The following is an 8,130-nucleotide window of genomic DNA, read 5'->3' as shown; positions in this document are numbered from 1 at the left end:
AGGTGTAGGGTGTGTGCGGTACGCACGCACGCGGTTTTTGTTGCTACCGAATGATTCCAAACCATGCCGTAATCCAGTCGGCAGCAAACGCAGCTTGGGTCATGTACCAACAAAACTCAATATCAAAGGCCGTCTGAATTTCAGACGGCCTTTCTGTTTTCATTTCAAGCTGATATTTAAGCTTTTTGTTCAATCATCTAACATCAATCTTTCTCTACCGTAAAAAACAGTTCTTCCTGTTTCAAAGCATTGCCGTCTGCATCGGTCAATGCTGCTTCCGTTACGGAAAACTTGATAACGGCGAGGCTGAGGCTGCCTTGCTCTGTGAGTGCAGTATTAAGAATAACGCCTGCTTCTTCCTCGCCGACTTTGACGGCAATACCGGCGGCTTCTAAAGAATCGCCGCTTAATACGGCCAGACCGCGTTTGACTTGGCCTCGGTATTGGGCGCGGGCGATGATTTCTTGGCCGGGGTAGCAGCCTTTACGGAAATGGACTGCGCCGATGATATGTTGGTTGAGCATTTGGGCAACAGCCGCTTCTTTGGTTGCGGCGCAAATCCACGGATAGCCGCTGCGGATTTCGTGCAGGTTCCACGCGTTTTCGGCTCCTGCTTGATATTCGGCTGCATTTTCAGCTACTGAAATTTTCAGACGGCCTGTGTGCGGCAAGGCAATTTCTACGGTGTTTTCTTGAATTTGGGCTGGGAAAGACAGTTGCGGTTCGGCAGCAGGATGAGGTTCTGCATCGTCTGCCAACTCGCCGCTGACTACTAAATCAGGCATCAGCTCGAAGACGACTTTTGCACGCAAGACAAACATTCTCAGGCGTTTGACGATGGCTTCGGTCAAATCTTGAGCCATGACCAACAGTAAATCTTCTCCGCGATTGACGACCAGCATATTCGCCAATACACGGCCTTTAGGCGTATTGTATGTGGCATAACATGCCTGACCGATAGCTAAATTATTAATATCGTTGGATAATTGACCATGAAGAAATGAAGCTCTGTCTTCGCCGCTGACACGGACAACGCCGAAAAAAGGCAGGCGGGTTTGCATAATCGACTCCTTAAATTGTAGATGCTGAATTATCGCCCAAATTGCCGCTTATTATCAAATAAATAAATTCAGGCCGTCTGAATGTTTCAGACGGCCTGTTGTTTGGATTCAAACAATCAAAATTATTTGATGCTGACTTTGCGGATAATCACGGCTTCGGTTGGAACGTCTTGATGATAGCCACGTGTCGCTGTTTTCACTTTGCTGATTTTACGGACCACGTCCATGCCGGAAGTGACTTTACCGAAAACGGCATAGCCGTAGCCTTGAGGGGTTTTGCTTTTGAAATTCAAAAAGTCGTTGTTGGCTGTATTGATAAAAAACTGGCTGGTTGCTGAATTCGGATCGCCGGTGCGCGCCATGGCGATGGTACCGACATTATTTTTCAAGCCGTTGTATGCTTCATTGGTGATGGCTTTATCGGTAGATTTTTGTACCATATTCTCGGTAAATCCGCCGCCTTGAATCATAAAATTGTCGATAACGCGGTGGAAAATCGTGTTGTCGTAAAAACCTTTTTTGGCGTAATTGACAAAGTTTGCCACGGTTTTCGGCGCTTTGACTTCATCCAGCTCCAGTTGGATGTTGCCCATATTGGTTTCAATCACTGCATGGGTAACTGCTTGTGCTTGTACGGAAAGTGAGAGTGCAAGGGCGCACAGGGTCAGTTTGATGGATTTTTTCATATGTCTTCTCGAATGATGTATTGTGAAAATGGAATATTAACCTTGTTTCGCGTGAAATCCATAAAAAACATGTAAGATTTTTCAAGCAAAAAACATAAGGCAATCAAATCAGGCCGTCTGAAAAGGGATAAAAACCAAATTCTTGCTCTTTATCATTCCCTTTCAGACGGCCTGCTATTACGGTCAAACCGAAATCAGATTAGAAATCCAATTCCGCTTTTAGCCAATAAGTACGCGGCATGCCGACAACGGCGAAGCTGCGGTCGTATTGGCCGCGCTGTACCTGCCAGTAGTTTTTGTTGAACAGGTTTTCTACCGAGCTGCTGACGGTCAACGTATTTTTGCCGAGCTTGGTTTTGTAGCGCGCGCCTATGTCAACCAAAGTGTAGGACGGGAAGGCGTATTGTTTTTGCGTGTCTTGGTAAGACTTGCCGAAGTACGAAACGTTGCCGTTCAGGGTCAAGCCTTTGGCAAACGGGGTGTCCCATTCCACGCCTGCTTTGGCAATCACGCGCGGGTTGGCGACTTGTACGCCGTTAACTAAATTGTCGGCGAAATTCGGATAATCTTTTACGGTTGATTGCAGATACATCAGACCGAAAGTCGGACGCAGGGTTTTGTTCAACAAGTTGGCATAGGTATTGAACTCGATACCGCGGCTGCGTTCTATGCCTTGCTCCGAACCGCTATAAGCCAAGCCTGCATTTTTGCGCGCTGCGAAATCAGTTCCTGAAGTCGTGTTGCCGCGCCAGTAGCCCGGGCGTTTGATTTGGAACGCGTTTAAAGTGGTGACAAAGTCGCCCCAGTTTTTGCGTACGCCGACTTCAAATTGGCGGCTGACGCGCGGATCTGCCATCGTTACATGACCGTCGTCATCAGTACGAATGTCGGACGGCTCCAAATCTTCCATATAGTTTCCGTAAACCACCAAATCGGGCTGCGGAACCCATGCTGCCATCAACATCGGGCTGAAACGGCTCGCATCTGCTTTGCGGCCGTTTAATTTGTTTTTCTGCTCGACGGCTTGGAAACGCCCGCCTAAAGTGAGGCGGTATTTGTTGTCGGCAAAACCAAGTGTGTCGGAAACTGCCAAACTGTTTACTTTGATCACGGTATCCAATGAAGGGGTTGGGTTCCACGCGCTGCCTAAGTTGGAATCCAATTTTGCCAATTGAGTAGGAATGTCGATGCTCGGATCGATAACGCTGCTTCTTGTTTGACGTGCGCCTTGATAAGTAGTGCGTTTGCGGTCGATGCGGTCAAATGCGGTACTCCAGTTGTGGCTTACCGGACCGGTTTCAAATTCGCCGCGTGCAGTCAGATTCATACTGAGCGTTTTAAAACGCTGGTCGGTCAAACGCGCGCGACCTGAATTGTAGGTCAAACCGCTGCTTGTAACGGTAGGAGAGGCGAAATTGCCATAATAGCGCGCATTGTTATAACCAATACCGCCTGTAATTTGGGCATTTTCAAACGCATCCCATTCAAAAGTCAGCATATTGGTCTGACCGCGCGTGTTTTGAGCCTGCCAGCTCGGCGCCAAATTCACTTTGCCTTCAGGTGCGTCAAACAAGCGGCCGTTGGCGTTTTGAATGTCCTGCATACGCGCGCGACCGCCGTTGGTTTTGCGTTTTGCGTAGATGGAATCGAACGCCACGCGCACTTTTTCGCCGCGATAGTCGGCATTCAAAGCAAATTCTTTGTTGTCTTCGCTGTAACCGTGACGCGGAGTGTCGCCGTGGCGCAGTTTACCATTGGCGCGCACGCCGAATTCTTTGTTTTCGCCGAAGCGTTGACCTAAATCGAACGTACCTTGGGCGCGGTTGTTGCTGAACCAGCCCAAACCGATTTTACGGTTACCTTCGTCTGCGGCTTTTTTGGTTTCGATGTTGACGGAACCGGATACCGCGCCTTCAGGGTCCATGCCGTTTACGGCGGTGGACGCGCCTTTAATCAGTTGTGCGGAGCCGACTTGCACGCTGGCCGTGCCTTGCGTGCCGTACATACCTGCCAAACCGTTGACGCTGAATTGGCGTGCATCAAGCTGATAACCGCGGAAATACAGGCCGGTCAATGTGTTGCTTTCGCCGCCGAACTGCCAAACGGAAGCGTCTTTTTTCGCTACGGCATCCACCAAAGTACGCGCTTCGGTGTTGTTGAGGGCTTGTTCGTCGTAGTTGACGACGGTAATCGGCGCGGTAAAAGCGTTGGCTTTACCCAATACGCCCAAGTTCACACGGTCACGTAAGTCGCCGTCGCTGGCAATAGAATAAGAGCGTGCGGCCTTCACGCGTTTAGCGTCGGCATGGACTTTGACTTCCTGCAACTGCTGTTGCACAGGGGTTTCGGGTGTTGCTTCATCGGCGGCATAAGAAAATGCGCTCATAATCAAAAGCGGCATCAGGGCTAATTTGCTGTTCATAAAATACCTTCTGGTTTGAAATATTAATAATTCTTATATCGAGTAAAAAATTACAAAGTAATTTGGTTTTGCGATTATATTTGATAAGATTTCCGCTTTCCATAAAAACAAATAAGAACCGTTTGTAAACACAAAAAATACAACAGTTCAGAAAACTATTATTACAGTTACCATAGTCAAATAAATTTGCCGTCCTTTCAGACGGCCTTTACGACCCTTTCAGAGAATACATCCATGCAAAAATGGCAAACCGAGCTTTATTCCTCACCGTCTTGGCTGGTGCAGACCTTGTTGATGGTCGCCGCAGCTTCGGCGGTGATTCTGTTTTTTGCACGCAACACGCGCTTCGGGCGCGAGTTCAGCTATATCCTGCGCCTGTGCCTGACGCCGAAAAGTGCAGTTAAAGTATTGCTGCTGATTACGGTGATGATTACGCTGCTGTTAACCGAAGTACGGCTGAATGTGTTGAGTACCTTTATGTCCAAAGGGCTTTACGACTCGATGCAAGATTTGAATGCCTCCGCGTTTTGGATGTTTGCAGCGATGAATGCAGGCGTGGTGTTGATACGGGCGTTTAACAACGTCGTCAACGACTTTCTCGATCAAGGTTTGGCGATTAAATGGTCGGAGCGGCTCAATGAAGTTTTGACTTCACGCTGGCTTGCCGACAAAAACTACTACCGCCTGCAAATGCGCCGTCATGCGCCAGACAATATCGACCAGCGTATCCAACAAGATGCGCAGGATTTCATCGCCTCGACCATAGAATTTGTGCGCGGCATGGTCAACTCGGTCGTTACCTCGCTGGAATTTGCCGTTGTTTTATGGGGCTTGGCGGGCATTCTGACCGTGTTCGGCTTCGATATTCCGCACGGCATCGTTTGGTTTGTGTATATGTTCGTGATTTTGGCGACCTTTATCGCTATGTGGATAGGCAACCCTTTAATTCGTTACAACTATGAAAACGAAAAGCTCAACGGCGACTACCGTTATTCCCTCATCCGCGTGCGCGACCACGCCGAAAGCGTGGCGTTTTACAGCGGCGAAAAACACGAACACGACCAGCTTTCCGACCGTTTTAAAGCCATTATCCGCAACCGTTGGCGCATTGCGCGGCAAAGCGTCTGCCTGAGCGGCTTTAACGATATGTTCACCAACGGCATCAAACTCTTCCCGATTATTTTGCAAGCTCCACGCCTGTTTGCCGGACAAATCAAAATCGGCGACATCCAGCAGACCGTCCAAGCCTTCGCACGACTGCAAAACGCGCTGTCTTTCTTCCGGATGTTCTACAACAAATTCACCGCATACCGCGCCCGATTGGAGCGTCTGTACGGCTTTTTGCTGAGTACGGAAGAAAAACACACCGCACGACAACCCGACCTTACCGAAGTTTCAGACGGCCTGATCTTAGAAAACGTTGCCCTATACCGTCACAACGGCGAAGTTTTATTAGACGGTATCAATATTAACCTCAAAAGCGGCAATTCCCTGCTGATACGCGGCCCGAGCGGTTGCGGCAAAACTTCGTTGCTGCGCACGCTGGCAGGGCTTTGGCCTTTCGGCAGCAGCGGTAAAGTCAGCCATCCGCCGCATCAAGACATCCTCTTCCTGCCGCAACGCCCGTACACGGCGCAAGGCAGCCTGCGCGACGCGATTTGTTACCCCGACATCGACAAACAGCATCCTGAGTTAGCCGAAGCCATGAATATCTGCCGCCTAGGTTATCTCGTTGATAAATTGGACAAAACCGACGACTGGCAACACAAACTCTCCCCCGGCGAACTGCAACGCGTCGCCTTCGTCCGCGCCCTGCTCTCGCAGCCTAAAGTCATCCTGCTCGACGAAGCCACCGCCGCCTTGGACGAGCCGACCGAAGCCATGCTCTACCGTGCTTTAAAACAAAAACTGCCCGACAGCATCATCATCAGCATCGGACACCGCAGCACGCTCAACGAGTTCCATGATTTATGCCTCGATGTCGGTCATGTACAATGCTGAATTAAGGGCATACCAAAGGCCGTCTGAAACAGTGAGAAACGAAATCAAACGATTTTGTCCTCGCCGTTTCAGACGGCCTTTTCAAACGCCATAGCATGTTTATTTGCTATACTCTGCATTGTGTTAACGTCGTCTAAAAAATATTTATGAAAACCCTGGCCCTTATTCCACATTACAACCATCCGACCACCATCAGCCACGTTGCCCAAACCATGCGTGGCTTTGGTTTAAACGTTTTAATTGTGGACGACGGTTCACGCGAAGAATGCAAACCTGTATTGCAGGCTTTGGTTTCAGACGGCATTGATGTCCTTTACCGCCCCATCAACGGCGGCAAAGGCGCAGCGGTCAAAACCGGTTTGGAATACGCCGAAGAACATGGCTATACCCACGTCTTACAGGTTGATGCAGACGGCCAACACTGCTTGAACGACACACTCAAACTCCTCGCCGCAGCAGAACAAAATCCCGAAGCCGTTGTTTGCGGCTGGCCGCAATACGGCGATGACGCGCCTAAAGCACGGCTTTACGGACGCAAAATTACCGACTTTTGGAATATGCTGCACACTTGGTCATGCGACATCAAAGACGGCATGTGCGGCTTCCGCCTCTATCCGCTTGCACCCGCACTGTCCGTTGTCCGCGAAGAAACCGTAGGCGACCGCATGGACTTCGATACGGAAATCCTTATTCGCCTCTACTGGCGCAACGTCAAACCGGTTTGGATTAAAACGCCCGTCCAATACGCCGCCGACGGCGTGTCCCATTTCGATGCCTTTGCCGACAATGTCCGCATCAGCAAAATGCATACACGGCTGTTTTTCGGTATGTTGAAACACCGATTGGGTAAAGTTTTCGGAAAGGCCGTCTGAAACCATGACCAATAATAAACAAACCCATTGGGCGGCGCAGCCCGAACGCGGCAGCCGCCTGTTTCTCGCTCTGACCACACTGATGGTGCGCTATCTGCCGGCTTTTTTCATGAGGCCGTGCATTTGGTTTGTGGTGCTATATTTTTATGCAACCGCGCCCAAACCGCGCCGTCATGTCTTACGCTATCAAACCCGTCTTCAGACGGCCTTTCCCCATACCGTCCTGCCGAAACATAGCGTATTCAAACAATTCGTCGCATTTGGCGAAGCGGTTTGCGACCGTTTTGCCGTGTGGCAACGCAAAATCCGTTATGAAGATTTGGTAATTGAAGATCCGGACGACATCTATTCGCAAGTCAAGCGCAACGAACGCGGCCAGATTTTTGCCTGCTCACACTTGGGCAATACCGAAGTTTGCCGTGCGCTGGTGTCGCACCATAAAAATTTCAGACTCAACGTATTGGTGCACAGCAAACACGCGCAGGCATTTAACGAGGCATTGCAAAAAGCCGGCGCAGATCATATCCGTCTGATTCAGGTGACAGATTTGGACACCACCCTGATGATGGAATTAAACCACCGTATCGAAAACGGCGAATGGATTGCCATCGCGGCCGATCGCGTGCCTGTACGCGGCGAGAAAACCGCCGACATTAATTTCTTAGGCCACACTGCCCCTATGCCGCAAGGCGCATGGCTGTTGGCTTCGCTTTTAAAAACGCAGGTAAACACGCTGTTTTGCGTCAAACAAAACGGCCGCTATCATTTGAAACTGCGCCGCTTTACCGATACTTCCAGCTGGAAACGCGGCAACCGCGAGGCTGCCGTCAAAGACGCGATGCAGGGTTTTGCCGACATTCTGGCGCAAGAATGTGCGCAAAATCCGCTACAATGGTTCAATTTTTATGATTTTTGGGGCGAAGACGCCGTCTGAAACCATCACACTTACTCTTTTAAACCATGAAAAAACACATCTACTGCCAACACAGCTTTAAAACCGAAGTTCCTTTTTTTGACGTAGATGCCATGCACATCGTGTGGCACGGCAACTATGTCAAATACCTTGAAACCGCACGTTGCGCTTTTTT

6 protein-coding genes and 1 pseudogene are annotated in these 8,130 nt (G+C 49.7%); 4 read left to right on the top strand and 3 right to left on the bottom strand.

The genetic code is table 11. The features are described 5' to 3' along the window. Positions 1 to 203 precede the first annotated feature (203 nt). The 3 genes from ygfZ to ACTHS3_RS08945 all read right to left on the bottom strand — a co-directional run bounded on the left by ygfZ (position 204) and on the right by ACTHS3_RS08945 (position 4,169). Entirely contained in the window at positions 204 to 1,061 is an 858-nt protein-coding gene (ygfZ, locus tag ACTHS3_RS08955) for a CAF17-like 4Fe-4S cluster assembly/insertion protein YgfZ (protein ID WP_107791828.1), read from the bottom strand. A 122-nt stretch (positions 1,062 to 1,183) separates the two neighbouring features. Beyond that, entirely contained in the window at positions 1,184 to 1,747 is a 564-nt protein-coding gene (locus ACTHS3_RS08950) for a peptidylprolyl isomerase (RefSeq protein ID WP_070608800.1), read from the bottom strand. A gap of 199 nt (positions 1,748 to 1,946) precedes the next feature. Next, a complete protein-coding gene (locus tag ACTHS3_RS08945; RefSeq protein ID WP_440360591.1) occupies positions 1,947 to 4,169 on the bottom strand; it encodes a TonB-dependent receptor in 2,223 nt (740 codons plus the stop codon). A gap of 234 nt (positions 4,170 to 4,403) precedes the next feature. On the opposite strand from ACTHS3_RS08945, the gene ACTHS3_RS08940 reads away from it, so the two are divergent. From ACTHS3_RS08940 to ACTHS3_RS08925, 4 genes and pseudogenes are all read left to right on the top strand, one after another. After that, positions 4,404 to 6,170, top strand: coding sequence for an ABC transporter ATP-binding protein/permease (locus ACTHS3_RS08940; protein ID WP_440367730.1), 1,767 nt, complete (start codon positions 4,404 to 4,406; stop codon positions 6,168 to 6,170). A 146-nt stretch (positions 6,171 to 6,316) separates the two neighbouring features. Beyond that, entirely contained in the window at positions 6,317 to 7,042 is a 726-nt protein-coding gene (locus tag ACTHS3_RS08935) for a glycosyltransferase family 2 protein (protein ID WP_039862192.1), read from the top strand. A 4-nt stretch (positions 7,043 to 7,046) separates the two neighbouring features. Next, complete coding sequence (locus tag ACTHS3_RS08930) at positions 7,047 to 7,976, top strand: LpxL/LpxP family acyltransferase (protein WP_070625664.1); 930 nt, start codon at positions 7,047 to 7,049, stop codon at positions 7,974 to 7,976. A gap of 26 nt (positions 7,977 to 8,002) precedes the next feature. Next, a pseudogene (locus ACTHS3_RS08925) lies at positions 8,003 to 8,130 on the top strand (acyl-CoA thioesterase); the annotation flags it as partial.

The sequence above is a fragment of the Neisseria sp. P0009.S007 genome, from assembly GCF_051962515.1.
The sequence above is the reverse complement of the archived record's forward strand: the minus strand, read 5'-3'. Positions and strand labels throughout refer to the sequence as shown.